A 26,391-nucleotide genomic window follows, 5' to 3' on the forward strand; every position below is an offset into this window, starting at 1 on the left:
TTGGATCAATCATCGTTGAGTTCAGTGCCGGTCGTTAAATTTTCCGTAATGCTGCGCAATATCTTGAACAGCTCGCGGCTGCTCTTGGGCGGCTTGCCTGCCGATTGCTCGCGCCGCGCATTGCGTATCAGATTGCGTACTTGTTGTGCTTCCGTGTTGGGATATTCGTTGATGAACTCCGCCAGCGCGGACTCGTCCTCAAGCAAACGGCTACGCCATTGCTCGAGCCGGTGAAAGCGCGCGTTTTCTTCATTGTGCGAGCCTTCCCAGCGCTGCAGTTGCTCAACGATGGGCGCGGTGTCGATATCGCGCATCAGGCGGCCGATGTATTGCATTTGGCGGCGCAACGCGCCGTTCGAGGTTATGCGCTTGGCTTCGTTGACGGCGTCCAGCAGGGCTTCCGGCAGGTCCAGCTTGGCCAGCTTCTCCTTCGGCAGCTCGACCAGGGTCACGCCTATGGCTTGCAGGGCATCCGCCTCGGCCTTGCGCTTGGTCTTGCTGACAGGCTCAATGCTGTGTTCGGTGTTTTCTGTCTTGTTAGGTTTCATGCTGATGTATGATAACAGTTTTTTGCAAAGAGACTTCTGTGAACGACCAGACAGAGCGTGGTTCGCGCTTTTCATACACGCTGGATGAGCTGAGGGGCTTGAGCGATGAAGTCCTGCGCCTGGCAAAGGCGGCGGGCGCAAGCTCGGCCGAGGCTGAAGTCAGTTTAGGAATAGGCCAGAACGTCTCGGTGCGCATGGGCGAGACCGAGACCATCGAATACAACCGCGACAAGGGCATGTCGGTGACCGTCTATTTCGGCCAGCAGAAGGGCCATGCCAGCACTTCCGACCTCAGCGCCGACGCGCTCAAGGACACTGTCGCCGCGGCATGCAATATCGCGCGCTACACGGCTCAGGATGAATTCTGCGGCCTGGCCGATCCCGCCCTGCTTGCACGGGATATTCCCGACCTGGATTTGCACCATCCGTGGGACATCAGCGTGGACGAGGCATTGGCCTTGGCTGTGGAGTGCGAGCAGGCGGCCCGTGCCGCAGACGCCCGCATCAGCAATTCGGAGGGCGCTTCGGTCTCCACTTACGAAGGCCTGTTCTCGTATGCGAACAGCAACGGCTTCAATGCCGGCTATCCCAGCTCACGCCATGGCTTGAGCTGCTCGGTGATCGCCGAGGCGGGCGATAGCATGCAGCGCGACTACTGGTTTACCAGCGCACGTCATCCCGGCGACCTGGATTCGGCGCGTGCCGTCGGTTTGCGCGCCGGAGAGCGCGCGGCGCGTAGGCTCGGCCCCGGCAGGGTCAAGACTTGCCAGGTGCCGGTGTTGTTCGAAGCGCCGCTGGCCTCGGGATTGATTTCGCACCTGGTTTCAGCCATTTCCGGCGGCAGCCTGTACCGCAAGTCGTCGTTCCTGCTGGACAGCCTGGGCAAACAGGTGATGTCCTCCCTCGTGAACATAGAAGAGCTGCCGCATATCCCGCGCGGCCTCGCCAGCTCGCCCTTTGACAATGAAGGCGTCGCCACCCGCGGCAGGACGTTGATCAACAACGGCGTGCTGGAAGGCTATATGCTCGGCAGTTATTCCGCCCGCAAGCTCGGCATGCAGAGCACGGGCAATGCGGGCGGCAACCATAACCTGATCATCCGGCACGGCGACCTTGACCTCGCCGGCTTGCTCAAGGCGATGGGCACGGGGCTGCTGGTGACGGAATTGCTGGGCCACGGCGTCAATATGGTCACTGGCGACTACTCCCGCGGCGCGGCGGGCTTCTGGGTGGAGAACGGCGTGATTGCCTATCCGGTCGAGGAGATCACGATCGCGGGCAACCTGGCCGAGATGTTCATGAATATCGTGGCGGTGGGCAATGATGTGCTGGTGCAGGGCTCGAAGCAGACCGGCTCCATCTTGATCGAGCGCATGACGGTGGCAAGCGGCGAATAGCCTGTGCCTTTAACTTGTTGATTTGCACCCAATGAAAAAGCCACGCATTGCGTGGCTTTTTTGCTGGATGGCTATTATTTATTGTGCTGCTGGTGCTGGCGGCGTTTCTTCTTCGTCGTCATCGTCGAAGTCATCGTACTCCGAGGATGCCTGGCCGGTGACGAATTGCTCACGGCGCTGCAAGTAAGCCTCGCGCATGAAGATGTAAGGGTCCAATGCAGCATCGTCAATCAGGTCGCTTGCGGGCAAATACTGCGAGCGCAGGTCAATGAAGCTCAGCAGGCGCAACTGGTTGCGCACGCGGACGTGATTGGTGTACTGGATCGGGTCGAAGTAGAGCGTGTCGACGGTCAGCCCAGCGGTATCGCGGAATGTGCTCGGGCCGATAAACGGCAATACCAGGTAGGCGCCGCTGCCTACGCCCCACTTGCCCAAGGTCTGGCCGAAGTCGGCTTTATGCCTGGGCACGTCATCCATGGAGGCGACGTCGATCAGGCCGCCGATCCCGATGGTGGAGTTGATCACCAGGCGGCCGGCATTGTCCATGGCCTTGCCCAGTTCCAGTTGCAGGATATTGTTGATCAGCGAGGTGAAGGTGCCCAGGTTGGTGAAGAAGTTGTTGACGCCTGTGCGGACCGGGCTTGGCACTACTGCCTTGTATGCGCCCGCAATCGGTTTGATGACGGCCTTGTCGGCAGTATCATTGAACTTATAAATTCCCCGGTTCATGCTTTCCAGCGGGTCTTTATTGGCTTGGGTCGCACAGCCTGTCATGCTGAGCGCAAGTGCGACGCTGATCGCAATCCCTGAAATTTTAACGCGCATACATCTGTCCTAATTATTATTGAGTGTCTCTAATTTGACACAAACGGAACCCACTTTAACCGAGCGGTTTTTAGTTGTCTATCAAATTTAATACAACTCGAACCCGTGGAGGCACACTAGTTGTAAAAATGAAACAATTCGTTATCCAGGTGGCGCTTTGTGCCGCCGCTGGCTATATTGCTCTAGCATCACGGAAAGGACGTGAATCATCATGCTGAAACTTTCAGATTTTCTGGCCGGGCAGGGAAGGCAATATGCCCATGCGGATAGTCTCTTATCGCTTGTGCAAGAGATTGCCGGCGCCTGCCAGGCGGTTGCGCGCGAAATCAGCCATGGCGCGTTGCGCGGCAACATGGGGAATGCCGGCCGCGAGAACGTGCAGGGTGAACAGCAAAAGACGCTGGACCTGATCAGCAACGATATTTTTGTCGAAATGGCGGCCCGGCTGCCGCAGGTGGCCGCCATCGCCTCCGAGGAAATGGAGCATGCACAGGCGTTTGCCGGGAAACAGGGCGAGTACCTGCTGGTGTTCGACCCCTTGGACGGCTCTTCCAACGTCAACCTCAACCTGTCCGTCGGCAGCATTTTTTCCGTATTGCCCGCGCCGCAGGGGCAAATAGACGAGTCTTCGTTCATACAGGCCGGGACCCGGCAGCTAGCGGCGGGCTATGCGCTGTACGGCACCTCCACCATGCTGGTGCTGACCTTGGGGCATGGCGTGCATGGTTTCACCCTGGATCCCGAGCAGGGCGAGTTCTACCTGACGCATCCTGACCTGACCATTGCCGCGGGCACCCAGGAATTCGCGATCAACATGTCCAACCAGCGCTTCTGGCAACCGCCGGTGCAGCGCTATGTCGAGGAGTGCATTGCCGGCAGCAGCGGTCCGCGCGGCAAGGATTTCAACATGCGCTGGGTTGCCACCATGGTGGCGGAAGTGCACCGCTTGCTGGTGAGGGGCGGCGTGTTCCTCTACCCCTTGGATAGCCGCAGCGTGGGGCGCGGCGGGCGCCTGAGGCTGTTGTACGAAGCCAGCCCCATGGGATGGCTGGTGGAGCAGGCAGGCGGCCTTGCCAGCACCGGGCACAGGCGTATCCTGGAGGTGGAGCCGGGCAGCCTGCATCAGCGCGTGGCGGTCATCCTCGGAGCGCGGGAAGAGGTCGAGCGCTTGCAGGAGTACCATTCTTTCACCGACCCGACGGCGTAGCCTGCCGCTATCGGAGCTTCATGGCCGGTTACTCCTGAGTTTCCTCTTTGCTGTCAGCCCGTTTGTATAGCGCCAGCGCCTGCTCCCTGCGCATGGCGTGGTCTACCACGGGGGCGGGGTAGTCCTTGCCGATCACCAGTCCTAGCGCCTGCTGCCGCAATGGCGGGATCAGCCACGGCGCGTGGATCTCCTTGTTGTCGCATGGCTGGAGCTCGGGCACGTATTTGCGGATGAACTTGCCCTCCGGGTCGAATTTTTCCGATTGCGTCACCGGGTTGAAGATGCGGAACCACGGCTGCGCGTCGCAGCCGGTCGATGCCGCCCATTGCCAGCCGCCATTGTTCGCGGCGAGGTCGAAGTCGATCAGCTTCTCCGCGAAGTAGCGTTCGCCCCAGCGCCAGTCGATCAATAAATCTTTTACCAAAAAGCTGGCGGCTACCATGCGTAGCCGGTTGTGCATATAGCCGGTCTGGTTGATCTGGCGCATGGCGGCGTCGACCAGCGGATAGCCGGTGCGCCCTTTGCACCAAGCCTGGAACAGGCGTTCATCATTGGGAAACGGGATATGCTCGAATTCCGGCTTGAAGCTATGCCCCTCGGCTACCTGCGGATGATGGTGCAGCACCTGGAAATAGAAGTCGCGCCACAGGAGTTCGTTGAGCCAGGTTTCCGCGCCCGCGCCGCCTTGCTGCCAGGCCGTCCTCGCCAAATGGCGGATGGAGACGGTGCCGAAACGCAGATGCACCGAAAGGTAGGAAGGGCCTTTCAATGCGGGGAAGTCGCGCGCATCGCGGTAGCGCGGCATGCGCTCGCTGAAATTCTCGAACAGGCCCATGCCGCCCGACATGCCGGTAGGCAGCTTGAGTTGCTTGAGGTTGCTGCGCGCAAAGCCTAGCGACTCCAGGGGAGGCATCGGCTGCGGTGAGGATCGCGCCAGATTGTGCATGTAGCGGTCCACCGGGTAGGCCTTGAAGTAGAAGTCGTTCAATTTTTTCAAGCAGGCGTTCTTGTAAGGCGTGAAGACGCTGAACGGGGTGCCCGACTTGGTCATGATTTCGTCGCGCTCGAAGACCACCTGGTCCTTGAAGCGCTTGAACGCGATGCCTTGCGCCTCCAGCCGCTGCCTGACGGTGTCGTCCCTTTTCACTGCTGCCGGTTCGTAATCTCGGTTGCAGTAGACGCACTCCGCGCCCAATGCGCTTGCGAGCGCGGGGATTTCGTCAATCGCCTTGCCATGGCGCACCAGCAGGTCGCCGCCGCGTTCCTGCAGGGCAAGCTTGAGTTCATGCACGCTTTCCCAGATGAATTCAACCCGGCGGTCTTGGCGGTCTTCCTTGGACAGGCCATCGAGGATATCGGTGTCGAAGACGAAGGCGCACACGATCTGTTCGGAATCCTTCAGGGCATGGTAGAGCGCGGCATGGTCGTAGTCGCGCAGGTCGCGGCGGAACCACACCAGGGATTTGGTCATGGGTTATTCGCGGTGGTAAGGATGATTGTTGATGACACTTAATCCGCGATAGAGTTGCTCGCTCAGCATTACGCGCACCATGCCATGCGGCATGGTGAGCCTGGACAGGCTCCACAGCCAGTCGGCCTTTCGCTTCAGGCCCTCATGCAAGCCGTCGGCCCCGCCGATCACCAGGCTCACATCGCGGCCGCTTTCCATCCATAGGCGCATCTTGTCGGCTAATTGCAGGGTGGTGACTTCCTGGCCGCGTTCGTCCAGCGCGACGAGGTAATCGCGGCCCGCGGCTTCGAGGATGCGTTTGGCCTCGGCTTCCTGCACGGTTTCGGAGTTCTTGCCCGAGGCGCGCTTATCGGGCTTGATTTCGACGATTTCCACGCTCATCTCGCGCGGCATGCGCTTGGTGTATTCGGTGCATGCGGATTGCACCCAGTCAGGCATTTTATGGCCGACAGAAATGATCCGCAGCTTCAAGGAGGATTAGGGCCTGTCAATACTAATCAAGGGGATCGCGTTGGAGCGAGAAAAGGCTGGGCGCAAGACGCCAAGCACAGCAAGGCTGAGTGCCTTGCGAGCATTGGTAACGCCGTGGACGGCCTTTTCTCGCTTCAACCCTACGGGAAGACATGAAACATTCGTCCACTCGGCGTTGCCCGTTTTGTGCGTATCGACATACGTACTGCAACGTGCGCCTTGATTGGACAAATGTTTCATGTCTTCGCGACTCCTTGATTAGTATTGACAGGCCCTGATTACTCCGCGGCTTTGATGTGGCCGCGGCGATTTTCGGCCTCGCCCCAGAGTTGCTCGAGGTTGTAGTAGGCGCGGGTGGCCGGCACCATGACATGCACAACGATGTCGCCCAGGTCGACCAGCACCCATTCGCCTTCCTTCTCGCCCTCGGTGCCCTGGATGTTGGCGCCTTTTTCCTTGAGCTTCTCGCGGACGTTGTCGGCAATCGCCTTGGCCTGGCGCGTGGAGTTCGCGCTGGCGACGATCATGTAGCTTGTCAGGGAGGTGAGCTTGCTCACGTCCATCACGGTGATGTCAAAGGCTTTGATGTCTTCCAGCGCGTCGACGACGGCCAGTTTCATTTCTTCTAAATCTAGCATTAGGCGGCTTGTACCGGGATGTGCTGGCGTTGGTTCTTGATGCGGTTCTCGGCATCGACATACACCAGCTGGGGTTTGAATTGGGCCAGTTCTGCTTCAGTATAGCTGGCGTAGGTGGCAATGATCAGCAGGTCGCCAGGGCTGGCCTTGCGTGCGGCTGCGCCGTTCACCGAGATGATGCCGGAGTTGCGCTCGGCACGGATCGCGTAGGTGGTGAAGCGCTCGCCGTTGTTGACATTGTAGATGTCGATCTGCTGATATTCCCTGATGTCGGCTGCTTCGAGCAACGTTTCATCGATGGCGCAGGAGCCCTCATAGTCCAGCTCCGAGTGCGTCACGCGCACGCGGTGCAGCTTGGATTTGAGCATAGTTCTTTGCATGGCCAACCAATGTGAAAAAACAAGACCGGCTATTATAGTGTAAACAACACGCTGAATAAATGAAGATTTATTGCTGAGGGAGAGATAGTTGTCATGAATAGACAGGAACGTAGCTGGATCATCGCCTGGGCGACCTTGCAGGGGATAGGCCTGTGGCTGCTGCACGAGTGGCTGATCAGGCTGGCCGACAAGGGCCAGCATTTGAGCGTGATCTGGCCCTTGTATGCATTCATCTTGACGCTGCCGTTAAGCCAGATGATGCTTTCCGCGCACCGCAATAAACCGGCATTGTGGTGGATGTCCGCGGGCTTCTCCCTTGTGGTGTCCGCTGCCGCTGCCTACATGGGCTGCCAGGCATGGGTGGACGGCCTGCCGGTTGGCAGCGTCGAGCGGCGCGGCTTCTTGCTTGGCTTCATTACGCTGGGCAGTTGGTTTGTCCTGTTGCCGTTCGCCGAGCACAAGCTGGTCACTCATCGCTGGTTCAGCGATTATTCGCTGCTGTTTTCCGCCGCCTGGCGCAACCTGGTTAAGCTGGTGCTGGCGTCCTTGTTCACCGGGCTGCTGTGGATATTGCTGTTCCTGCTGGCCGGGTTGTTCAAGGTCCTCAACATCGGTTTTCTCATGGACCTCTTCACCAGCCGCATATTCGCCTATCCCATCACGGCGATCGCCTTCGGCATCGGCATTTCCCTCTATGCCGCGAAAGAGGAGGCGCTGGTGGGCATCTACCGCGCCAGCCTGAACATCCTGGGCTGGCTGCTGCCCGTGGTGAGCCTCATCCTCATCCTGTTCCTGCTGGCCTTGCCGTTCCAGGGCCTGGCCCTGCTCTGGAAGACAGGCTACGCCACCAGCCTGATGCTGTGCCTGCTGGCATGGACCGTGTTCCTGTTCAACGCCGCCTGGCAGGACGCCTCGGGCGAGCAGCGTTTCCCCCGCTGGCTGCTGCGCTTCATCAGCCTTGGCCTGCTGGCGATGCCGGTTTACATCGCCCTCTGCGCCTATTCGCTCGGCCTGCGCGTCGCGCAATATGGCTGGAGCGTGGACAGGATATGGGCGGTACTGGCCATCGTCACCATGGCGATCTACGCCCTGGGCTATGCGTTCGCGGTGCTCATGCGCAACGCCGTCTGGATGCTGGAAGCAAGGCAGGTCAATATTGCCGCGGCGCTGTTCACGGTGGCATTGCTGATACTGACCATGACGCCGGTGCTCGACCCGGCCAGGGTGGCGGTGAGCAGCCAGGTTGCCAGGTTGCTGGACGGCCGCACGCCGGTCAATGACTTTGATTTCGAGTATCTGCGGCTGCAAGGCGGGCGCTACGGCAACCAGCGCTTGCAGGATCTCGTCCGCAATACCGCGCACGAGCATGCGGAATTGATCCGGCAGAAGGCCGCGGCTGCGCTGAAGGTGACGCATCGCACGTTCAAGCCCAAGGGCCCGGAACCGCTGACGCGCGAGCAATTGCGCGAGCGCTTGACGCCTTATCCGCACGATACCGGGCTTGATCCGGCATTCCTGGATTTCCTGCTCGGGCGATACAATACCGGCGATATTTACCTCAATTGCCGTGCCGACAAGCCTTGCCCGGTATTGACGCTGGACCTGAACGGCGACGGCGGGCGGGAGCTGGTGCTGCTGGACGGCTACGGCAGCCGCATCTTTTCCCAGGAGCAGGGCGTATGGAAAGTGGCCGGCCGGCTGGCAGGCAAGGACATGGGCGTGCTGGGCTCCGCCAAGATGCAGCGCGAACTGGACGCGCTGGATTTCTCCGCCAAGCCCAATGCCTGGCGCGAGTTGTGGATAGGGAACATGAAATACCAGGTGGAGGAGCAATAGGCAGGCAGGACAGTATGAGTTCAGGCACTGCTGCTTTGCCCCGATAGTGATGGTTGTAATTAAATGAAGGTCCCGAATTGCTACATTCGGAACCTTCATTGCTACCGATAAATAATTGAAGCGAAAAGCTGATGCATTAGAAATCGATTGTGGCCGATAGTTGCACAGTGCGCGGATCGCTGACCCCGCGATAAAGTTGCCCCATCCAGTACACTTTGTCGGTAATGTTAAACACGCTGGCACGAAGCGTGACTGGCTTGTCGCCGATCCGGGTTACGTATCGTGCACCCAAGTCGTAGCGCCGCCAGCTTGGCACAGATAGGGTATTGGCTTGATTGATGTATTGTTTACCAGTGTGGATGGCGTTGGCAGTCAATGTCAGTCCGGGCACTGAAGTGATGTCATATTCTACGCCTAGCTTGGCAACGAGCTTGGGTACTTCTACTGCTGTTTTGCCCTCGTTAATACCGCCGCTGGTCTCCATTAGCTTGCCTTGCATCCAGGTCATACCTCCCAGAACGCGCAGGTTGCGTTGTTGTTCGCCAAAGAAGTTTAACTCCAGCCCTTGGTTGCGCTGCTCGCCATCCACGCTATAAATGTTCGTGGTGGGATCGGTGTAGGCGCTGGGCTGCTTGATCTGAAAGGCGGCGATGGTGGTGGCAAATCCGTTCAAATCCAGCTTGACGCCCGCTTCCACCTGCTTTGTCTGGTATGGCTCAAACACCTCGCCAGCATTGGCGGCTGTCGTTGGCGCAGTGGAGCCGGCACTTAGGCCCTCAATGTAGTTACCATACAGCGAGACCCGCTCATTAACCTTGAATAGCAGACCCACGGCTGGCGTAGTGACGGTTTTATGATAATCACTGAATACCTGCTCTACGCTTTGGCGTCGTAGCCCCAGTGTAAGTAGCACTGAGTCATCTAGAAAATGTAATGTATCGGCAATGCCGAAACTTTGGAGTTTGTTTTCTTCCGCCTTGACATATCCATCTGCGCTCGGAATGTTTTGTGGTCGTGCGGTATAAGACGGATCGTAAATATTGCCTGTACCGCTAAGAGAGATGTATTGACGCCAGCCTCCTGCCGGGTCGTATCGTTTTCTTGTAGACGTATTCGCATTCAGGACGATTTCATGTTTGATGCTGCCAGTTTGGAACGCATGGCGTAGTCCGGCATCGGCGGCTTGTGATTTGTACTTAAAATTGAACCTTACTGCGCGTGTGATTGTATAGTTTCCCGCGGGGTCAATATCATCCACCCCGCAACCCCGATTTGATCGGGATTAGAGCGGTTGTATCCGGCGCTGATCCAGGCGCTGGTTTTTTTGGTCAGATCAAACTCTGCTTTGAACATACCGCCCGTATTTTTGTCGTCCATGGATGCCCAAGGTTCACCGCCAATAAGCCTGCCATGCTGTGGGGCAGAGGGAACTTTAGTGGTGGTGTTTGCTAGAGTGATGGAGCCATTGTCCCCAGTAATATGCGTTTTATATTGAAAGATATCTGCCGACAGACGCAGACGATCTCCGCGATAATCCAGCGCTAACGCATAAGCATCGTTGTTTCGTTCCTTGTACTTAGTCGTCGCGTCGCCTTGTTCTTTGATGGCATTGAATCGTACGCCCCATTCATTGTTTTCACCGAAACGACGTCCAACGTCTAGATGGGTTTTCCAGATAGAGTCTGACTCATAGCCGGCAGTCAGGCGTGTTAGAGGTGCATCTGCGGCTCTTTTTGTCACTATGTTGATGGCACCGCCCACGGAACCGTCAGTCAACATGCCGTTGAGTAGTGCTGATGGCCCTTTTAACACCTCCACACGCTCCGCAAAAGCCGATGTGAACGAACTTTGATAAGAGCCCAAACCATATAAGCCGTTGAACCCATAAGAGGCGCTGGTTGTACTGAACCCACGCAATGAGGTGCGCAAATAATATCCTGAATTTTCAGCACTACCTATGATGTTGACCGATGGATCGGTCTGGGAAATGATGTTCATGACATTACCGGACTGTCGGTTTGCAATTGCCTCTTCTGTATAGCTGATAGTGGAAAAAGGCGTTTCCATGAAGTCTTTGTTTCCTAGCAGTCCGACATTCCCAACACGTGCCACTTGTCCGCCTGAGTATTCCTCCGAGAAGGCAAGGCTATCGGTACGTGTTTTTACTTCAACTTCAGGTAGCGCGTTACCTTGCTCAGGTTTTGCCGTGATGGAATAGCGTTTCTGTCCATGCCTATGCACAACTAGGCCGGAATCTTTTAACAATATTTCAAAGCCATTTTCTATGCTGTATTGTCCGTTCAGTCCTGGACTGGCCTTGCCGTCGGCCAGAGCGGCGTCCGCTGAAAGCAGGATGCCAGCCTCCGCTGCAAAGCGACTTAGTACCTGGCTCAACGGACCGGCCGGGATATGGTATTCATGTAGCGCCGCATTGGGCTCTGCCGCGAAGGCGGGCATGGCTGCAACGCTGCCGATGGAAACGGCGAGGATGGCTGCGCGCAGGTGTTGCCTGAGCGGCTTGATTGAAATCTGATGATGCATTGAGGTTCCCTGATGAAGAAGTTGAAAATAAAACGCTTCATCCCTAAACCGAAGCAAACGTGGAAAAGGGAACCTCGGGGATGAAATTTTTTCCTAGCGTGCGGACACCAGCGCCATCTCGCCAGGAGCGGTGCGCTCAAGCCTCACCGGCAGGGTGTCGGTGATCGCGTTGAGCACTTGCGGCACGTCATTGAATGGATAGGCGCCCATCAGCCGCAGGTGCGCCACTTCGGCTGCGACGCTGAGCTTGCCCGGGTAATAGTCGCCGAGTTCGGCGATGAAGTCGTCCAGCCTGCGGTTGTCGGCGATGAGGATGCCGCGTGTCCAGGCTTCGCGCGCAGGCGAGGCCGGTTCGGGATGGGCGATACGCCGTGCGTCGAAGCGTGTCTGCCAGCCAGCCTCGATGACGACGGGCTTGCCGTGCTGGCGGGTGATCGCCACGGCGCCCTGGTAGACGGCGAGCAAGGTATGGTCCGCCTGTTGCTGTACAGTGAAGCGGGTGCCCAGCGCGGTGAGGCGGCCGTGCCGGCTGTCCACGACGAGCGGGCGAGCCGGTTCCTGGCTGTCCGGCGCGGATTGCACGAGGACTTCTCCCGCGAGCAGGGTGATGCGGCGCAGGCTGAAGCCGTATTCCACCTTGGCCTGGGTGCGGGTATTGAGCCAGAGCTTGCCGCCATCGGCAAGCGCCACCATGCCGGTCTTGCCTGCGATCGTGCTGTGGGTTTCGGCATGCGCTGTCAGGGTGGTGGCCCAATCCTGCCATGGGCTGTAACGCTTGATCAGCATGCCGCCGACAAACGCCATGCCGCCGATGCCGAGCAGCTTGAGCGCCTGCCGCCTGGTCCGCGGCTGGTTCAGCGCGTTGTGCGAAGCCTGCTTGTCCGCAATATTGGACAATTGCTCGAAAGGCGTATGGATCGCCTCGACTTCCTGCCAGGCCTGCCGGTGCAAGGGGCTCGCATCCAGCCATGCCTGCCACGCGGTGCGGTCTTGCGCGTGCGCATGCTCGTCGCGCAATACGGCGAACCATTCCGCCGCCTGCTGCAGGGCGAGAAGGTCGCCTTCGCTCTTGCTCGCATTGCTCATGCGCGCGCCTCGTTGAGTTCGCGCCGCAGCAGCAGGCAATGCATCATCGCGGCGGCCATGTATTTTTTCACCATGCGTTCCGAGACATCGAGCTGCGTCGCGATTTCACGGTATGTCAGCCCGTCGATCTGGGCAAGCAGGAACGCCTGCCTGGCCTTGGGATTGAGGCGGTTCAGCATGGCGTCGATTTCCAGCAGGGTCTCGACGATCATGTGTTGCAGCTCCTGCGAACCTGATGTGTGCGTTTCATGCTGTTGCAGGGCTTGCAGGTAGTGCCTCTCCAGTTCCTGGCGGCGCCATTGGTCGACCAGCAGCCCCTTGGCGATGCGCACCAGGTAGGCGCGCGGCGTAGCCAGTCCTTGCAGCGCTTCATGCTTCAACAGCAGCCGTACGAATGCATCCTGGGCGATATCCGCAGCATTGTGCGGGCAACCGAGTTTCTTGTTCAGCCAGTTGGACAACCAGCCGTGATGGGCGGAATACAAATCGGTGATGATGGATGACTCAGGAGGAGCGGACATGAACGTCAGGCCGGAATGTTATGATAACGATTCTCATTTTAGTAGGATTCGGTGGTATTCCACAATGGCAATATGATTTGCTGCCGACAGGCCGGCCAAGTGCTACCCTATCGTTGTAAAAATGCTAGATTGCGGCAATGCCAGTCGCAGGCGTTCAACGGGAGATCGAACATGAAGTGGGATGGATTAAGGCGTTCAGGCAATGTGGAAGACAGGCGCGGGCGTGGCGGCAAAGGTGGCCTCGGCCTGGGCGCCGTAGTCGTGGCGTTGGTGGCGGGCTGGATATTCGGCGTGAACCCGCTGACCATCCTCGGCCTGCTCGATGGCGCCAATGCGCCGGCAACGCAACAACAAGGCGCGGCGCCGCCCGCGGACGACAAGCAGGCCATGTTCGTTTCCGCGGTGCTGGCGAACACCGAGGACGTATGGGGCAAGCTGTTCAGCGAGGCGGGCCGCACCTACCAGGAACCCAGGCTGGTGCTGTTCGGCGGCAGCACCAATACCACGCAGACCGGTTGCGGCGTGGGGCAGAGCGCCATGGGGCCGTTCTATTGCTCCCTCGACCGCACCGTCTATATCGACCTCGGCTTCTATGACACGCTGGAAAGGCAGCTGGGCGCGCCGGGCGAGTTCGCGCGGGCCTACGTGATCGCCCACGAGGTCGGGCACCATGTACAGAACCTGCTCGGCGTGCTGCCCAAGGTGGATCAACTGCGCTCCCGTGCGAGCAAGGCGGAAGCCAACCAGCTTTCCGTGCTGCAGGAACTGCAGGCCGATTGCCTGGCAGGGGTATGGGCGCACCATGCCGATGCGCAGTACCGCCTCGTGGAAGCCGGGGATATCGAATCTGCGTTGAATGCGGCCGCGCAGATCGGCGACGACAACCTGCAAAAGCGCGGGCAGGGCTACGTGGTGCCGGAAAGCTTCACCCACGGCAGCAGCGCTCAGCGCATGCAATGGTTCAATACCGGCTACAAGAACGGCAAGGTGGAAGCCTGCGATACTTTCAGCAAGGGATGATGTAGAAAAGCCGGCAGTGACCAACCTTTTCATGGCGCATGCCTAACTTCTAGTCACGCGTAATGATCTGTGCCTCCATCACCAGAATATGCTTGTCGACACAAGCGATAATGTCTATACTTTGTTTAAACGTATATTCGGAGATCGACATGAGCGAAACAGTTCTTGACATCAAGCACTGGGGCAACAATCTCGGCGTGCGCCTACCCGCAGCAGTGGCCCGTGCTGCGCATCTGCATGCTGACCAGCGTGTGCATATTGCGGTGGAGGGAGAACGCATCATCATCACGCCGTTGCGCGGCGAAGCCTTGACCCTGGAGCAACGGCTGGCCCGCTTCGACCCCGAACGCCATGGCGGCGAAACCATGTCCGCTGATGACAGGCTTGGCGCCGAGCGATGGTGAAGCCGGAAAAAAGCTGGGCGCCTGATCGCCAGGATGTGATCTGGATCGACTGCAACCCGCAGCGCGGGCAGGAAATGCGCGATGTGCATCCTTTTCTCGTATTGTCGCCCAAGGCCTTCAACCAGCGCACCTCATTGGTCATCGGCCTGCCCATGACGACAGCGGACTACAACGCCGACAATCCTTTCGCTGTGCAAGTCGGTGTAGCCAGTGGACGCAAAGCCGGGCAACCCAGCTATGTACTGTGTCACCAGCCTAAATCCTTCGACTGGCGGTTACGCGGCGGCACGCCCCATCCGATGAAACGGGTCGATGATGCCCGCTTTGCCGAAGCGTTGGCCTTGCTGAACCAGATCGTGCAACTGGCTTGATACGTTTTCGCTGGTTGTTAAGAAAGCCGGCAATTGCTGGCTTTCTCTTTGTGACAAGTCGCTCAACGTCCAGGCGCGGGCCTGTCGCCGCCCTGTCCTCGCTCGGAGTTGCCTGGGCCTCCGCCATGGCCGCCATGCGGGCCGAAGCCGCAGCAGCCGCCCAGCAGCAAGGCGGAAATGACGATCAACAGAAAGCTTTTGCGTAACATGCTCGTTCCTTTAATGCGATTGCGGTACTCCAAATTGTAGATGCTCAGGTGTGGCTTGGTTGTTAATCCAGGTAAATCTTGAGGAAGGGGCTTGGGCGGCGCATCCCTTGAGATGCGCCTGTCATGAAGGGTATTAATATTGCCAGCGCAGCGTCAGCAGCACTTTGCGCGGCTCGCCTGCGTAGCTGTAGAAGTAATTGTCCGAAATGAAGGAGTAGTAGCGTTTGTCTAAGAGGTTGTCGACGTTCAATGCCGCCGACCAGTGCTTGTCAATGTCATAGCCGATGCGTGCATTCCATATCGCATAGCCGCCTTGTACCGGGTTGAGCATGGTGTCGCTGCTGGTTTTCTGCTCGCTACGGTAATTGACGCCAAGGCCGACGCGCCACTTGTTCAACTCGCCAGGCAGCTGGTAGTTCGACCACAGGCGCAGCATATGCTTGGGAATCAGGTAGTTGAACGGCTTGCCGACCAGGCTTTCGTCGGTATCTTCCAGGTATTTGTTCTTGGTGTAGGTATAGCCGCCGCTGACTTGCAGGCCTGGTGCCAATTGCCCGTGCGCTTCAGCCTCGAAACCCTCGCTACGTACTTCGCCTGCGGCACGGGAGCAATACCACCCGTTGCATGTCATCGGTGAACTGTAATCCAGCACTGCGCGATTTTTCTGGTCGACGCGGAACACCGCCAGCGAGGCATTCAACGCGCCGTCGAACAGTTCTCCCTTGATTCCGGCCTCGTAGGATTTGCCCGTCATCGGCGGCAGCACTTTCCGCAGGGTGTCGGTGGCGCTTTGCGGGTTGAAAATCTCTGCGTAGCTGGCATAGGCCGACCATTGCGGCGTCAACGCATACACCAGGCCGCCATATGGAATGAATTCCCCGGTTTCCTTGCGTTCGGTGGTCTCTTCGTAGCCATCGATTCTGCTCGAGCCATGCGAATGGAAGTCGTACCAGTTGGTCCTGCCTCCCAATACCAAAGTGGTGTGCTCGGTCAAATGGCTGCGTAGCAAGGCATAAATGCCTTTTTGGGTCGTGGTCGATGTCTGGTCCCAGATATCGCTGGGCGTGTTGAAGCGCGGGGCGTTGTGGTTAGGGTTGAACACGTCGTAGGCGGTGTAATTCCAATATTGGGAATAACTGTCATCCCGCTTTTGCCGCGAGTAGTTGGCGCCCAACACCACTTCATGCGCCATCCCCAGTGCTTGGAACTTGCCATCCGCGTGGATATCCAGGCCTTTGCTGTTGGATGCATTGTCATAAGTAAACCCAGGGCCGGGAACCATGCTGCCGCCCAGTGCCACGATGCCATTGCCTTTCGATGTGATGGCCTCCCAATCGTCCTGGGCGAAAGCGGTTGCAGCCTTGATTTTCCAGTTATCGTTAATACGGTGCTCCAAGTCCAGGAATACCTGCGTTTCACGGCGGTTGGCCTCCTGCCAGCTTGCACCGATATTGGCGGAGCGGGAAAGTCCGAGAGAGTGTCCGTCCGCATAGCGGGGTACGCCGTTATAGAGCGCGCTGTTGCCGTCCAGGCGGGAGTGCGCGATGCCAAGGCCGATAGTGGTATCAGGCGACAGGTCGAAATCGATGGCGGCATAGGCATTCAGGTTGCGGTCCCACACCGTATCGAGGAAGGAATTCTTGTCTTCGTAGTCGATGACGGCGCGGCCTCGGAGTGTGCCTTCTGCGTTCAGCGCGCCGCCCATATCCAGGCGTGCGCCGTAATTGTCCCAAGAACCGGCGCGCCCTTCGAGCATAACAGCGGTTTCTGCAAGGCCGCGCTTGCGCACCAAGTTGACGGCGCCCGCTGGGCTGCCCGCTCCCTCCAACAGTCCTTGCGCGCCACGCATCACTTCGATGCGGTCAAGGTGTACTGCACTGGCGGACAAATCATTTCCAAAGCTGTGATAGCGCGATAGCGGTACGCCGTCGTATTGCAGCGTGTCTGTCAGGAATCCGCGCGAGTAGATGTCGCTGCCGCCGTTGGGGCGGGTGACCAGCGTAATGCCCGGCGTGTTGGCCAGCGCAGTAGTCAACGTATCCAGTCGCTGGTCGTCCATTTGCTGGCGCGTCATGACAGTGACGGACTGCGGGATATCCTTGAGCGACTGCGTGCCCTTCATGAGGCTGGCGCCCTTGGCTGCGTAAGAGCCGGTGCCTTCCGTGGTCAGGTTGCGTTCTGCCGCCGTTTTGACGGCGACCTCCGGCAGCACGGATTCTTTTTGCGGCGCCGCCGTGATGATGAAGCTGTTGCCGCCCTTGTCCTGGATGGTCAGGCCGGAGCCGGCCAGCAGTTTTTCCAGCGCTTCGCGCGCTGTGTATTGGCCCTTGAGGGTCGGGCTGCTCTTGCCGCTGGCGAGGCTGCTGGCGAGCAGCACCTGCACGTCGGCTTGCTTGGCGATGCGGTTGACGGCCTGTTCCAGCGGCTCTGCCGGGATATCGAACGCCAGCTTGCCGGTGTCGGCCTGGATGGATGCGGCAAATAACAGGCTGATGGCAATGGCGGCCTGCCTGAGTGCGTAGTGATGTGACACGGTAAAACTCCCCTTCTATAAACGATTCTGATGACCTACAGGGAGTTAGCCGTTTGGCAGGAGGTTTGCCCCAACCTGGGAATGAGAATTTTTTTGATTATTTTTTCTTTGAGTGGTTTGACTGCTTATTTTTTGCTAATCAGCAGGCTGCCGTCTTCCTGTTCTTCTACGTTGACCGGCAGGATATCCGGCAGCAATTGCAGCAGCTTGTCTGTATTGTCGATGGCGAACACGCCGGAGAATCTCAAAGTGCCTAGCGCCGGCGCTTGCAGATGGATGGGTCCACGACGGTAGCGCTGGATTTCGGCGATGGCCTGGCTGAGCGGTGTTTGCTCGAATACCAGTTTGCCGTCGCGCCAGGCGAGGCTGCTGGCGGGGTTGACGTCGCGCGCCGGCTGCAATGCGCCATCCGCAGATATGGTGGCCTGCTGGTTGGCGGTGAGCATGGTACGCATATAGCCGCTGGCCGCCTTGCTGGTGACCTGCACCTTGCCTTCTTCCACTGTCACCGTCACATGGTCTTGCTGACGGTAGACGTCGAACACGGTGCCGACCACCTTGATGTCGGCCTTGCCCGCCGCCACGGTGAATGACCGGTAGGTGGCCTTGGCGACGGAGAACAGTGCCTGGCCCTGGTGCAATGCCACGCGGCGCGAGCGCAGGTGCCAGGAAACCTCAAGTTGCGTATCGGTATTGAGCGTGAGCTTGCTGCCGTCCGCCAGCGCAATGTCGGCACGCTGCCCGATGACGGTAGCATGCTGTTCGCTCCTGTAGGCCGGGTCCAGCCAGAGCAAGCCTGCGGCGATCATGGCGAGCAGCAGTGTTGCGTTCGCGGCGGTTTTCTTCTTGCGCGGCTTCTTGATTTCCGGCAGCGGGAAAAGCTCTTTCAGGGTGTCGCGGTGCTGGGCGATGGCCTCTTCCGTGTTGGTTTTCTCCTTATTGGGAGGCGGCGTGCGCTGCTGCATGGCTTCAATCGCGTCCAAGATATTGCTTGCAGGCAGCCAGTCCCAGGCGGGTGTGGCGTTCGACCATCTTGACCGAAATGCCGAGCCGGAGGGCGACCTCGCTCTGGGGGATGTCATGAATTTTGTGCATGATGAACACTTGCTTGCAGCGCGGCGGCAGCGCTTCGATCGCGCGAGCCAATAGGTCCACCTGGCGCTGGGCATCCAGCCTGGCGGCGTGGTCCGGCGTGCCTGAGGCAACGTTTTCCGGCAATTCCGCCATGGATTCGATCAGGCGGTTGCGCACGCTCTCGGCGCGGCATTCGTTGACTGCCATGTTATGCGAGATGCGCTTGAGCAGGGCAATCGGCTGCCTGGCCTCTATGGCCGGTTTTTCCAGCAGGTGCACGCAGACGTTGTGCACGATCTCGCGCGCAAACAATTTGCATCCAAAGCGGTAGCGGACGTAATCCACCAAATCCTCGTAATGGCGCGTCAATGAGGAAACGAGCGACGGCGATGTGCTGGATGAGTCTGACATGATCCTGTGCTGGTAGGCTGCCTTTGCCGATTAAGAATCGCTAAAAATCCTTCTGGCGTCGTTGTCCTGCCGACCGTACTACATTAGGTGTACGGCACGCCGCAGAACACTAGCCGGAATCGCTGCGCTGAATTTTGTTAGCGGCTCTTAGGCAAAAGGAATAAATAGCAAGATTCTAGTCGAGAATAGTTGCTATTTACAAATGCTCTTTCAGGAGATGTTGAATTCGATGTTGTCGATCAGCCGGGTGTTGCCCTGCCGTGCCGCGGCAAGCACCACTAGGTCGCGGTCGTCCGCGCTGGCGGGCATGAGCGTGGCGGCGGAGCGGATGGAGACGTAATCGACAATCCAGCCCAGCTGGGTGAGGTATTGGCTGCTTTGCGCCTCGATCGCGGCATAGTCGCGGTTGCCTTTTTGCACATTGTCGACGATCAGCTTCAAGGTGCGGTAGAGCCGTTGCGCTTCCAGCTTCTGCCCGTCGTTCAGGTAGCCGTTGCGCGAGCTCAGGGCCAGGCCACTTTGCTCCCGCTGGGTCTCTCCCGCGACGATCTCGATCGGCAGGTTGAACTGGCGCACCAGCTCGCGAATGATGAACAGTTGCTGGAAATCCTTTTTACCGAACACGGCAATCTGCGGCTGCACGATGCTGAACAGTTTCATCACCACGGTGGCGACGCCGTCGAAGTGGCCGGGCCGCGCGGCGCCGCATAGTTCGTTCGCAATCGGCGGCGGGGTAATGCGCATGGTTTGCTCGGTGGGGTACATTTCCTCGACGGATGGCGTGAACACGATGTCCGCGCCTGCCGCCTGCAGTTTTTCGCAATCTTCCGCCAATGTACGCGGGTAATTCGCCAGGTCCTCGTTAGCGCCGAACTGCAATGGATTGACGAAAATGCTCGCCACCACGCATTCGGCACGCTGCCGCGCAAGCTCCACCAGGTGGATATGCCCGGCATGCAGGTTGCCCATGGTCGGGACGAAGGCGATGCTGTCTTCCTGCGCAAGGCGCGCGCGCAAGTTCGCAATCTGGGGAATTACCTGTAGCGCCATGGGTTACTCGAAGCTGTGTTCCGTGTCGGGGAAGGTTTGCGCCTTCACGGCGGCGACATAGTCGCTGATCGCTTGCTCGATGCTGCCGGCGCCTTGCATGAAGTTGCGCACGAAGCGCGGCGACTTGCCCGCATAAATCCCCAGCATGTCCTGCAACACCAGCACCTGGCCGTCGCAGTATTTGCCCGCGCCAATGCCGATCACGGGAATCTGCACGGCCTGGCTCACCGCGGCCGCAAGCGCTGCAGGCACCATTTCCAGCACCAGCATGCCAGCGCCTGCCTGTGCCAGGGCTTTCGCGTCCTCAAGCAAACGGCGAGCTGCGGCCTCATCCTTGGCCTGTACGCGATAGCCGCCAAGCTGGTGCACGGATTGCGGCGTCAGGCCGAGATGGCCGCAGACAGGGATGCCGCGCTCCACCAGGAAGCGCACGGTCTCCAGCATGATGGCGCCGCCCTCGACCTTGACCATTTGCGCGCCCGCCGCCATCAGCAGGGCGGCGTTCTCAAAGGCCTGTTCAGGGTTTTTCTGATAGCTGCCGAACGGCATGTCGGTGACGACGAAGGCGTTCTGCACGCCGTTGGCGACACATCGCGTGTGATATTCCATATCGCGCAGCGAGACGGGCAGGGTGCTGGCGTGGCCTTGCATGGTCATGCCCAGCGAGTCGCCGACCAGCAGCACCTCAACGCCGGCCTTGTCGCTGAGCGCCGCGAAGCTGGCGTCATAGCTGGTCAGCACGGCGATTTTCTCGCCGCGCGCTTTCATCTGTTGCAATGCCAGGAGGTTCATGCCGAACAGGCTCCTTATTCCAGGTTGGGATTGAAAAACTCGCGGCGGCCGCGCATCTGCATGATGCGGTCCAGCAGCATCTGGATGGCGCCTTCTTTTTCGGTGATGTCGAGTTTTTCGTTGTTGACGATGAGCACGGGGGCGCCGTCGTATTGGTGGAAGAAGTTGCTGTACGCATCCGACAGGCGGGCGAGGTATTCGCGCGGAATCTCCTGCTCGTAGGCGGTGCCGCGCTGGTTCACGCGCTCGTGCAGCGTTTCCACCGGGGATTGCAGGTAGATCACGAGGTCGGGCGTGGGCACCTGCACATGCAGGTGCTTGTACATCTGGCGATAGAGCGCATATTCCTCGTCGTTGAGGTTCAAGCGCGCGAACAACGGGTCTTTTTCCAGGAAGAAATCCGCAATCGTCGCCTGGTTGAACATGTCGCGCTGGCTGAGGTCGCGAATCTGTTCCACGCGCTGAAACAGGAAGAACATCTGCGTCGGCAGGGCGTAGCGCGGCGCGTCCTGGTAGAACTTGGGCAGGAAAGGGTTGGCGCCCGCATTCTCCAGCAGCAGGTTGACCGGGAACATATCGGCCAGCTTGTGCGCGAGCGTGGTCTTGCCGCTACCGATGGGGCCTTCGACGACGATGTAGTGGAAGCGGTCGAAAATGCTCATGCATTGTCCTCCTGCCACAATGCCACTCCCTGGTCCGCGCATTGCGCTGCTAGGTCTGCCACTTTGCCCTGGCCGGCAATATGCAGTTCCGGCGCAATTTCCGCCAGCGGCAGCAACACAAAGCCGCGCTGGTGCATGCGTGGATGCGGCAGTGTCAGTTCGGCGCTATTCATGGTCACCTGATCATACAGCAACAGGTCCAGGTCCAGCACGCGGGGCGCGTTGGGGAAAGGGCGTTCCCTGCCATGCTGGTTTTCCAGGGCGAGGATGGCGTGCAACAGCGCGATAGGCTCCAGGCTGGTTTCTATTTCGGCGACGGCATTGATGAAGTCGGGCTGGTTGTCGTAACCGACAGGCGCTGTACGGTAGAGCGAAGAAGGCCGCACCAGGCGGGTTCCCGGCAGGGTGGCAAGCTCTGCCATGGCTTGCCTGACTTCTTGGGCGGGATCGCGCAGGTTGCTGCCCAAGGCGATATAGGCGCGCGCCATGATCACTCCTCTGTTGCGGCCGAGGCTGGCTTTTTGGTGCGGCGGCGCCTGCGTTTGCGCGGGGCGGTGTCGGGCAGCAGCATGGCCTGGCGTTTCTCGCCGTCGGCGTTGGCAAACTCAGTCCACCATTGGCCGATGTCGGCGGGCAGTTCGCCTGATTCGCAGCGCAACAGCAGGAAGTCGTAGCCGGCACGGTAGCGCGGGCTTTCCAGCAGGCTGTAGGGACGCTTGCCCGCGCGCTGCTCGAAGCGGGGCTGCAAGCCCCAGATCTCGCGCATCGTCACGCTGTAGCGCTTGTGGATGGCCATTTTCTCGGCCTGGATGTCGCAAACCTCGTCCATCGCCATATGTAATGCCGGGATGGGCTTGTTGCCTTGCTGCTCGAACTTCTTCCAGGCCAGCAGCACTTCGTGCCACAACAGGGTGGCGAACAGGAAGCCGGGCGAAACCGGCTTGTCCGCCAGTACGCGCTCATCTGTGTTCTTCAATGCCAGCCTGACAAAACGCTCGCCCATCGGCTGTTCGAGCACCACGTCCAGTAACGGTAGCAAGCCATGGTGCAGCCCGTGCTGGCGCAAGGCGTTGGCGCTCTCAATCGCATGGCCGGATAGGAACAGCTTGAGCATTTCATCGAACAGCCGCGAAGGCGGCACGTCATGCAGCAGCTCCGCCAATTCGGAAATCGGCCGTTCGGTTGCCGCATCCAGCTTCAGGCCGAGTTTTGCCGAAAGGCGCACAGCGCGCAGCATGCGTACCGGGTCTTCGCGGTAGCGCGTGACCGGGTCGCCGATCATGCGCAACACGCCGGCCTGGATGTCGGCTACGCCGTGATGGAAATCCAGCACCTCTTCGGTCGATGGGTCGTAATAAAGCGCGTTGGCGGTAAAGTCGCGCCGCGCCGCATCCTCCTCCTGGCTGCCGAACACATTGTCGCGCAGGATGCGGCCGCTGTCCGTCACCTTGGCGTCCCCTTGTTCCGCCAGATGGCTGCCGCGGAAGGTGGAAACCTCGATGGTCTCATCGCCGAACATCACGTGCACGAGACGGAAGCGGCGCCCAATGATGCGCGAGCGGCGGAAAATGCGGTTGACCTGTTCAGGCGTGGCATTGGTCGCGACATCGAAATCCTTGGGCCGCTGCTTGAGCAGGAGGTCGCGCACCGCGCCGCCCACGATAAATGCCTCGAAGCCCGCCTTTTGCAAGCCGTCTGTGGTCTTGATCGCCGCATTGCTGATGAGCTTGCGGTCTATGCGGTGCACCTTGGCAGGAATGCGCTTGGTGTTGCCCTGAGGACGGACCGTACTGGAGGAGGCAGGTTTTTTGGGGGATTTAAAAACGCGTTGCAGCAGTTTTTTGATCATTTGATAAGTTTTTAGTTTTGGGCGCAGCTTGATAGCGGTCATTATAACTTAAGCTATCACAATGGTTACTGATTGAATAAGTCGTTTCTTCCTCAAGCCAAACAAAAGGCCCGTGCGATATTGCATCACACGGGCCTTTGGGTCAGACGGCTGGAGTATTCCTAACCCGTGCTGGTATTGCTCTCGAGGAAAACTTGCACGCTGCGCGGCTTGAGGTAGACGTGGCTGCCTTGATCGATGGCAAGCTCGCGGAAGCGCTCGCGCGTGATTTCCGCTTCGATGATGTCGGCATCATTCACGGGTTGCAGTTCCAGACGCACCAGCGGGCCGGCCGCGTGGATGTAGCTGACGACGGCTTGCAATGCCGGGTTGCCATTCGGTTCGGTGTAAATGTCGATGTCGTGCGGGCGCACGTAGGCGAGCGCATTGCTGTTTTGCACGGCATGGTGCTCATCCAGGCTGAGCGTGATGTTGCCGATATGGGCCTGGCCCTGGTCGACGCGGCTATGGAACTGGTTGACGTTGCCGAGGAATTTATAGACGAACGGCGATGACGGGTTGTCGTACACCTCCTGCGGGGAGCCGATTTGCTCGATCTTGCCCTGGTTCATGACGACGATGCGGTCCGCGACTTCCAGGGCTTCTTCCTGGTCGTGCGTGACGAATACGCTGGTGATGTGCAGCTCGTCATGCAGGCGGCGCAACCAGCGGCGCAAGTCCTTGCGCACCTTGGCGTCCAATGCGCCGAAGGGTTCGTCCAGCAGCAATACCTTGGGCTCGACAGCGAGCGCGCGGGCGAGTGCGATGCGTTGGCGCTGGCCGCCGGAAAGCTGCGGCGGGTAGCGGTCAGCCAGCCAGTCGAGTTGCACCAGGCTCAATAGCTGGTGCACTCGCCGGTGGATTTCGGCTTCGCTGGGACGCGTTTTCTTCGGCCTGACCCGCAAGCCGAACGCGACGTTCTCGAACACGGTCATGTGGCGGAACAGGGCGTAATGCTGGAACACGAAGCCGACCTGGCGTTCGCGTACGTCGCGGTTGGTTGCTTCCTCGCCATGGAAGTGGATGCTGCCGGAATCGGGCGATTCCAGGCCGGCGATGATGCGCAGCAGCGTGGTCTTGCCGCATCCCGAAGGGCCGAGCAGGGCAACCAGTTCGCCGCTTGGCACGTCGAGGCTGACGTCCCCCAGTGCGGTAAAGCTGCCGAATTCTTTTTTGATGTTGCGGATTTCAATACTCATGATGTCATCCTTGTGACAGGTATGCTGTTTATACGTTATTGGTCAGAGGCTTTTTCACGCGCGCTGGCGCTGCGGCTGCTTTGCCACTCGATATACGACTTGAGCGCCAGCGTGATGAGCGCAAGGAAAGCCAGCAGCGAGGCCACGGCAAACGCGGCTGCATAGTTGTATTCGTTGTAGAGGATTTCCACATGCAGCGGCATGGTGTTGGTGAGCCCGCGGATATGGCCCGACACCACCGAGACCGCGCCGAACTCGCCCATGGCGCGCGCATTGGTGAGAATCACGCCGTACAGCAAGCCCCATTTGATATTGGGCAGGGTAATGTGCCAGAGGATCTGCCAGCCTGACGCGCCCAGCACCAGGCCTGCCTCTTCCTCTTCCTTGCCTTGCGCCTGCATGAGCGGGATCAGCTCGCGCGCGATGAATGGGAAGGTGACGAAGATCGTGGCCAGCACAATGCCCGGGATGGCGAAAATCACCTTGAGGTCATGGTCGATCAGCCATTCGCCGAACCAGCCTTGCAGGCCGAAGATCAGCACATAGATCAGGCCCGCGATGACCGGGGAAACGGCAAACGGCAGGTCGATCAGCGTGATGAGGATGCTTTTGCCCTTGAACTCGAACTTGGCGATCGCCCAGGCTGCTGCGATGCCGAATACTAGGTTGAGCGGCAGCGAGATGGCGGCGGCGATCAGGGTGAGCTTGATCGCGGAGACGGCATCTGGCTCCACCAGTGCGGCGATGTAGGTTTCAAAGCCCTTGCGCAATGCCTCGGTGAACACGGCAGCCAGCGGAATGAACAGGAACAGGCTGAGGAACAGCAGGGCCGAGATGATCAGGGTCCAGCGAACCCACGTGGGCTCGGAGGTCGCGCGGCTGCGCGCTACCTTGGCGTTGTAGTGGGCGAGTTGGGAAACGGTGGTCGACATATGCTTGTGTTCCTATCGCGATGCGCTGTTGCGGCGGCTGCTCCACCATTGCAGGCCGTTGATGGTGAGCAATAGCAGGAAGGAGATGACGAGCATGACCACCGCGACCGCGGTAGCGCCGGTGTAGTCATACTGTTCCAGCTTGGTGATGATGATGAGCGGGGTGATCTCGGAGATCATCGGCATGTTGCCTGCAATAAAGATGACGGAGCCATATTCGCCAATCGCGCGGGCAAAGGCGAGCGCGAAGCCTGTGAGCAGGGCAGGCCAGAGCGCGGGCAGGATGACGCGGTGAAAGGTTTGCCAGCGGTTGGCCCCCAGACTGGCGGCAGCCTCTTCGGTTTCCGCCTCCAGGTCCTCGAGCACGGGCTGCACGGTGCGGACGACGAACGGCAGTCCGATGAATGTGAGCGCCACGACGACGCCTAGCGGGGTAAATGCCACTTTCAGGCCGTAAGGTTCGAGCAGGCTGCCGATCCAGCCGTTGGCCGAGTAGACCGCCGTGAGCGCAATGCCTGCCACCGCGGTAGGCAGGGCGAACGGCAGGTCGACCAGCGCGTCGACCAGCTTCTTACCGGGAAAGGTGTAGCGCGTCAGCACCCATGCGGTCAGCAAGCCAAAAACCGCATTGATGATGGCGGCGAACAGGGATGCACCGAAGGTGAGCTTGTACGAGGCGATGACCCTCGGCGTGGTAACGGTGTGCCAGAATTCACCGAAGCTTAGTTCGGTGGTCTTGAAGAAGGCGGCCGACAATGGAATCAAGACGATCAGGCTCAGGTATAGCAACGTATAGCCGAGAGAGAGGTTGAAGCCGGGCAGCACGTTATGCGGTTTGTGTTTTTTTGCCATATTGTGAGTTTAGTTTGTTTGGCTGGAATTGGGCTGGTGCAATGTAGCAGATGCGACTGCCGGGCAAAAATAA

The 26,391-nt window shown here is 59.1% G+C and carries 28 protein-coding genes; 6 read left to right on the forward strand and 22 right to left on the reverse strand.

What is annotated here, in order from left to right:
* Positions 1-5: 5 nt before the first annotated feature.
* Positions 6-548, reverse strand: coding sequence for a ribosome biogenesis factor YjgA (yjgA, locus tag ACJSDX_RS13290; protein ID WP_309564470.1), 543 nt, complete (start codon positions 546-548; stop codon positions 6-8).
* Between the two features lie 38 nt (positions 549-586).
* Here yjgA and pmbA point away from each other — a divergent pair, with 38 nt between their 5' ends.
* Positions 587-1,945, forward strand: a complete 1,359-nt coding sequence (gene pmbA / locus ACJSDX_RS13295; protein WP_407995102.1) for a metalloprotease PmbA — start codon at positions 587-589, stop codon at positions 1,943-1,945.
* 78 nt (positions 1,946-2,023) lie between these two features.
* On the opposite strand, the gene ACJSDX_RS13300 is transcribed toward pmbA, so the two are convergent.
* Positions 2,024-2,770, reverse strand: a complete 747-nt coding sequence (locus ACJSDX_RS13300; protein WP_407995103.1) for an MlaA family lipoprotein — start codon at positions 2,768-2,770, stop codon at positions 2,024-2,026.
* Positions 2,771-2,981: 211 nt separating this feature from the next.
* Between ACJSDX_RS13300 and ACJSDX_RS13305 the strand changes: the two genes are divergently transcribed.
* The gene (locus tag ACJSDX_RS13305; RefSeq protein WP_407995104.1) at positions 2,982-3,977 is read left to right on the forward strand and encodes a class 1 fructose-bisphosphatase; all 996 of its coding nucleotides are present in this window, start codon (positions 2,982-2,984) and stop codon (positions 3,975-3,977) included.
* A 28-nt stretch (positions 3,978-4,005) separates the two neighbouring features.
* Here the strand turns inward: ACJSDX_RS13305 and ACJSDX_RS13310 are convergent, their stop codons facing one another.
* The 4 genes from ACJSDX_RS13310 to panD all read right to left on the reverse strand — a co-directional run bounded on the left by ACJSDX_RS13310 (position 4,006) and on the right by panD (position 6,937).
* Positions 4,006-5,448, reverse strand: a complete 1,443-nt coding sequence (locus ACJSDX_RS13310; protein ID WP_407995105.1) for a cryptochrome/photolyase family protein — start codon at positions 5,446-5,448, stop codon at positions 4,006-4,008.
* Positions 5,449-5,451: 3 nt separating this feature from the next.
* On the reverse strand, positions 5,452-5,919 hold the full coding sequence (gene rlmH, locus ACJSDX_RS13315; RefSeq protein WP_407995106.1) for a 23S rRNA (pseudouridine(1915)-N(3))-methyltransferase RlmH: 468 nt from the start codon (positions 5,917-5,919) through the stop codon (positions 5,452-5,454).
* A 278-nt stretch (positions 5,920-6,197) separates the two neighbouring features.
* Positions 6,198-6,557: a ribosome silencing factor gene (rsfS, locus tag ACJSDX_RS13320; protein WP_407995107.1), complete on the reverse strand. Its 360-nt coding sequence runs from the start codon at positions 6,555-6,557 to the stop codon at positions 6,198-6,200.
* A complete protein-coding gene (gene panD, locus ACJSDX_RS13325) occupies positions 6,557-6,937 on the reverse strand; it encodes an aspartate 1-decarboxylase (RefSeq protein ID WP_309564478.1) in 381 nt (126 codons plus the stop codon). The genes rsfS and panD overlap by 1 nt, the downstream gene beginning before the upstream one ends.
* Positions 6,938-7,030: 93 nt before the next feature.
* On the opposite strand from panD, the gene ACJSDX_RS13330 reads away from it, so the two are divergent.
* On the forward strand, positions 7,031-8,773 hold the full coding sequence (locus tag ACJSDX_RS13330) for a DUF4153 domain-containing protein (RefSeq protein ID WP_407995108.1): 1,743 nt from the start codon (positions 7,031-7,033) through the stop codon (positions 8,771-8,773).
* A 136-nt stretch (positions 8,774-8,909) separates the two neighbouring features.
* Here ACJSDX_RS13330 and ACJSDX_RS13335 read toward each other — a convergent pair whose 3' ends face one another.
* From ACJSDX_RS13335 to ACJSDX_RS13350, 4 genes are all read right to left on the reverse strand, one after another.
* Positions 8,910-10,031 (reverse strand): TonB-dependent receptor, encoded by a 1,122-nt coding sequence (locus tag ACJSDX_RS13335; RefSeq protein ID WP_407995109.1) that lies wholly within the window; start codon positions 10,029-10,031, stop codon positions 8,910-8,912.
* Positions 9,983-11,314, reverse strand: coding sequence for a TonB-dependent siderophore receptor (locus tag ACJSDX_RS13340; protein ID WP_407995110.1), 1,332 nt, complete (start codon positions 11,312-11,314; stop codon positions 9,983-9,985). The genes ACJSDX_RS13335 and ACJSDX_RS13340 overlap by 49 nt, the downstream gene beginning before the upstream one ends.
* Before the next feature lie 93 nt (positions 11,315-11,407).
* On the reverse strand, positions 11,408-12,400 hold the full coding sequence (locus ACJSDX_RS13345; protein WP_407995111.1) for a FecR domain-containing protein: 993 nt from the start codon (positions 12,398-12,400) through the stop codon (positions 11,408-11,410).
* Positions 12,397-12,921 (reverse strand): sigma-70 family RNA polymerase sigma factor, encoded by a 525-nt coding sequence (locus tag ACJSDX_RS13350; RefSeq protein ID WP_407995112.1) that lies wholly within the window; start codon positions 12,919-12,921, stop codon positions 12,397-12,399. The genes ACJSDX_RS13345 and ACJSDX_RS13350 overlap by 4 nt, the downstream gene beginning before the upstream one ends.
* 171 nt (positions 12,922-13,092) lie before the next feature.
* On the opposite strand from ACJSDX_RS13350, the gene ypfJ reads away from it, so the two are divergent.
* The 3 genes from ypfJ (at position 13,093) to ACJSDX_RS13365 (ending at position 14,716) form a co-directional block, all read left to right on the forward strand.
* Positions 13,093-13,941: a KPN_02809 family neutral zinc metallopeptidase gene (ypfJ, locus tag ACJSDX_RS13355; RefSeq protein ID WP_407995113.1), complete on the forward strand. Its 849-nt coding sequence runs from the start codon at positions 13,093-13,095 to the stop codon at positions 13,939-13,941.
* 149 nt (positions 13,942-14,090) lie between these two features.
* Entirely contained in the window at positions 14,091-14,345 is a 255-nt protein-coding gene (locus ACJSDX_RS13360) for an AbrB/MazE/SpoVT family DNA-binding domain-containing protein (RefSeq protein ID WP_407995114.1), read from the forward strand.
* A complete protein-coding gene (locus tag ACJSDX_RS13365; protein ID WP_407995115.1) occupies positions 14,339-14,716 on the forward strand; it encodes a type II toxin-antitoxin system PemK/MazF family toxin in 378 nt (125 codons plus the stop codon). The genes ACJSDX_RS13360 and ACJSDX_RS13365 overlap by 7 nt, the downstream gene beginning before the upstream one ends.
* A gap of 62 nt (positions 14,717-14,778) precedes the next feature.
* On the opposite strand, the gene ACJSDX_RS13370 is transcribed toward ACJSDX_RS13365, so the two are convergent.
* The 12 genes from ACJSDX_RS13370 to cysT all read right to left on the reverse strand — a co-directional run bounded on the left by ACJSDX_RS13370 (position 14,779) and on the right by cysT (position 26,318).
* Positions 14,779-14,925, reverse strand: coding sequence for a hypothetical protein (locus tag ACJSDX_RS13370; protein ID WP_407995116.1), 147 nt, complete (start codon positions 14,923-14,925; stop codon positions 14,779-14,781).
* A gap of 133 nt (positions 14,926-15,058) precedes the next feature.
* Positions 15,059-17,458, reverse strand: coding sequence for a TonB-dependent siderophore receptor (locus tag ACJSDX_RS13375; protein WP_407995117.1), 2,400 nt, complete (start codon positions 17,456-17,458; stop codon positions 15,059-15,061).
* A gap of 125 nt (positions 17,459-17,583) precedes the next feature.
* Positions 17,584-18,441, reverse strand: a complete 858-nt coding sequence (locus ACJSDX_RS13380; protein ID WP_407995118.1) for a FecR family protein — start codon at positions 18,439-18,441, stop codon at positions 17,584-17,586.
* Entirely contained in the window at positions 18,428-18,943 is a 516-nt protein-coding gene (locus ACJSDX_RS13385) for an RNA polymerase sigma factor (RefSeq protein WP_407995119.1), read from the reverse strand. Before ACJSDX_RS13385 ends, ACJSDX_RS13380 begins: the two co-directional genes overlap by 14 nt.
* Before the next feature lie 210 nt (positions 18,944-19,153).
* Positions 19,154-19,993, reverse strand: coding sequence for a pantoate--beta-alanine ligase (panC, locus tag ACJSDX_RS13390; protein WP_407995120.1), 840 nt, complete (start codon positions 19,991-19,993; stop codon positions 19,154-19,156).
* A gap of 3 nt (positions 19,994-19,996) precedes the next feature.
* The gene (gene panB, locus ACJSDX_RS13395; protein WP_407995121.1) at positions 19,997-20,785 is read right to left on the reverse strand and encodes a 3-methyl-2-oxobutanoate hydroxymethyltransferase; all 789 of its coding nucleotides are present in this window, start codon (positions 20,783-20,785) and stop codon (positions 19,997-19,999) included.
* Positions 20,786-20,799: 14 nt separating this feature from the next.
* Positions 20,800-21,447 (reverse strand): deoxynucleoside kinase, encoded by a 648-nt coding sequence (locus ACJSDX_RS13400; protein ID WP_309564493.1) that lies wholly within the window; start codon positions 21,445-21,447, stop codon positions 20,800-20,802.
* Positions 21,444-21,935 (reverse strand): 2-amino-4-hydroxy-6-hydroxymethyldihydropteridine diphosphokinase, encoded by a 492-nt coding sequence (folK, locus tag ACJSDX_RS13405; protein WP_407995122.1) that lies wholly within the window; start codon positions 21,933-21,935, stop codon positions 21,444-21,446. Before folK ends, ACJSDX_RS13400 begins: the two co-directional genes overlap by 4 nt.
* A gap of 2 nt (positions 21,936-21,937) precedes the next feature.
* A complete protein-coding gene (gene pcnB / locus ACJSDX_RS13410) occupies positions 21,938-23,296 on the reverse strand; it encodes a polynucleotide adenylyltransferase PcnB (protein WP_407995123.1) in 1,359 nt (452 codons plus the stop codon).
* 161 nt (positions 23,297-23,457) lie between these two features.
* Complete coding sequence (locus ACJSDX_RS13415; protein WP_407995124.1) at positions 23,458-24,534, reverse strand: sulfate/molybdate ABC transporter ATP-binding protein; 1,077 nt, start codon at positions 24,532-24,534, stop codon at positions 23,458-23,460.
* 35 nt (positions 24,535-24,569) lie between these two features.
* Positions 24,570-25,466, reverse strand: coding sequence for a sulfate ABC transporter permease subunit CysW (gene cysW, locus ACJSDX_RS13420; RefSeq protein ID WP_407995125.1), 897 nt, complete (start codon positions 25,464-25,466; stop codon positions 24,570-24,572).
* 12 nt (positions 25,467-25,478) lie between these two features.
* Positions 25,479-26,318 carry a sulfate ABC transporter permease subunit CysT gene (gene cysT / locus ACJSDX_RS13425; RefSeq protein ID WP_407995126.1) on the reverse strand — a complete coding sequence of 280 codons (840 nt, stop codon included), beginning with the start codon at positions 26,316-26,318 and terminating at the stop codon, positions 25,479-25,481.
* Positions 26,319-26,391 lie beyond the last annotated feature (73 nt).

The sequence above is a fragment of the Methylobacillus draconifructus genome, assembly GCF_045984355.1.
In the GTDB taxonomy this organism is placed as follows: domain Bacteria; phylum Pseudomonadota; class Gammaproteobacteria; order Burkholderiales; family Methylophilaceae; genus Methylobacillus; species Methylobacillus flagellatus_A.

What these genes read in the sequence shown, in the direction of transcription:
- yjgA (WP_309564470.1), bottom strand. Translation starts at nt 548, where the DNA reads ATGAAACCTAACAAGACAGAAAACACCGAACACAGCATTGAGCCTGTC.
- ACJSDX_RS13300 (WP_407995103.1), bottom strand. Translation starts at nt 2,770, where the DNA reads ATGCGCGTTAAAATTTCAGGGATTGCGATCAGCGTCGCACTTGCGCTC.
- ACJSDX_RS13305 (WP_407995104.1), top strand. Translation starts at nt 2,982, where the DNA reads ATGCTGAAACTTTCAGATTTTCTGGCCGGGCAGGGAAGGCAATATGCC.
- ACJSDX_RS13310 (WP_407995105.1), bottom strand. Translation starts at nt 5,448, where the DNA reads ATGACCAAATCCCTGGTGTGGTTCCGCCGCGACCTGCGCGACTACGAC.
- rsfS (WP_407995107.1), bottom strand. Translation starts at nt 6,557, where the DNA reads ATGCTAGATTTAGAAGAAATGAAACTGGCCGTCGTCGACGCGCTGGAA.
- panD (WP_309564478.1), bottom strand. Translation starts at nt 6,937, where the DNA reads ATGCAAAGAACTATGCTCAAATCCAAGCTGCACCGCGTGCGCGTGACG.
- ACJSDX_RS13330 (WP_407995108.1), top strand. Translation starts at nt 7,031, where the DNA reads ATGAATAGACAGGAACGTAGCTGGATCATCGCCTGGGCGACCTTGCAG.
- ACJSDX_RS13340 (WP_407995110.1), bottom strand. Translation starts at nt 11,314, where the DNA reads ATGCATCATCAGATTTCAATCAAGCCGCTCAGGCAACACCTGCGCGCA.
- ACJSDX_RS13345 (WP_407995111.1), bottom strand. Translation starts at nt 12,400, where the DNA reads ATGAGCAATGCGAGCAAGAGCGAAGGCGACCTTCTCGCCCTGCAGCAG.
- ACJSDX_RS13350 (WP_407995112.1), bottom strand. Translation starts at nt 12,921, where the DNA reads ATGTCCGCTCCTCCTGAGTCATCCATCATCACCGATTTGTATTCCGCC.
- ypfJ (WP_407995113.1), top strand. Translation starts at nt 13,093, where the DNA reads ATGAAGTGGGATGGATTAAGGCGTTCAGGCAATGTGGAAGACAGGCGC.
- ACJSDX_RS13360 (WP_407995114.1), top strand. Translation starts at nt 14,091, where the DNA reads ATGAGCGAAACAGTTCTTGACATCAAGCACTGGGGCAACAATCTCGGC.
- ACJSDX_RS13365 (WP_407995115.1), top strand. Translation starts at nt 14,339, where the DNA reads ATGGTGAAGCCGGAAAAAAGCTGGGCGCCTGATCGCCAGGATGTGATC.
- ACJSDX_RS13370 (WP_407995116.1), bottom strand. Translation starts at nt 14,925, where the DNA reads ATGTTACGCAAAAGCTTTCTGTTGATCGTCATTTCCGCCTTGCTGCTG.
- ACJSDX_RS13385 (WP_407995119.1), bottom strand. Translation starts at nt 18,943, where the DNA reads ATGTCAGACTCATCCAGCACATCGCCGTCGCTCGTTTCCTCATTGACG.
- panC (WP_407995120.1), bottom strand. Translation starts at nt 19,993, where the DNA reads ATGGCGCTACAGGTAATTCCCCAGATTGCGAACTTGCGCGCGCGCCTT.
- panB (WP_407995121.1), bottom strand. Translation starts at nt 20,785, where the DNA reads ATGAACCTCCTGGCATTGCAACAGATGAAAGCGCGCGGCGAGAAAATC.
- ACJSDX_RS13400 (WP_309564493.1), bottom strand. Translation starts at nt 21,447, where the DNA reads ATGAGCATTTTCGACCGCTTCCACTACATCGTCGTCGAAGGCCCCATC.
- folK (WP_407995122.1), bottom strand. Translation starts at nt 21,935, where the DNA reads ATGGCGCGCGCCTATATCGCCTTGGGCAGCAACCTGCGCGATCCCGCC.
- pcnB (WP_407995123.1), bottom strand. Translation starts at nt 23,296, where the DNA reads ATGATCAAAAAACTGCTGCAACGCGTTTTTAAATCCCCCAAAAAACCT.
- ACJSDX_RS13415 (WP_407995124.1), bottom strand. Translation starts at nt 24,534, where the DNA reads ATGAGTATTGAAATCCGCAACATCAAAAAAGAATTCGGCAGCTTTACC.
- cysW (WP_407995125.1), bottom strand. Translation starts at nt 25,466, where the DNA reads ATGTCGACCACCGTTTCCCAACTCGCCCACTACAACGCCAAGGTAGCG.
- cysT (WP_407995126.1), bottom strand. Translation starts at nt 26,318, where the DNA reads ATGGCAAAAAAACACAAACCGCATAACGTGCTGCCCGGCTTCAACCTC.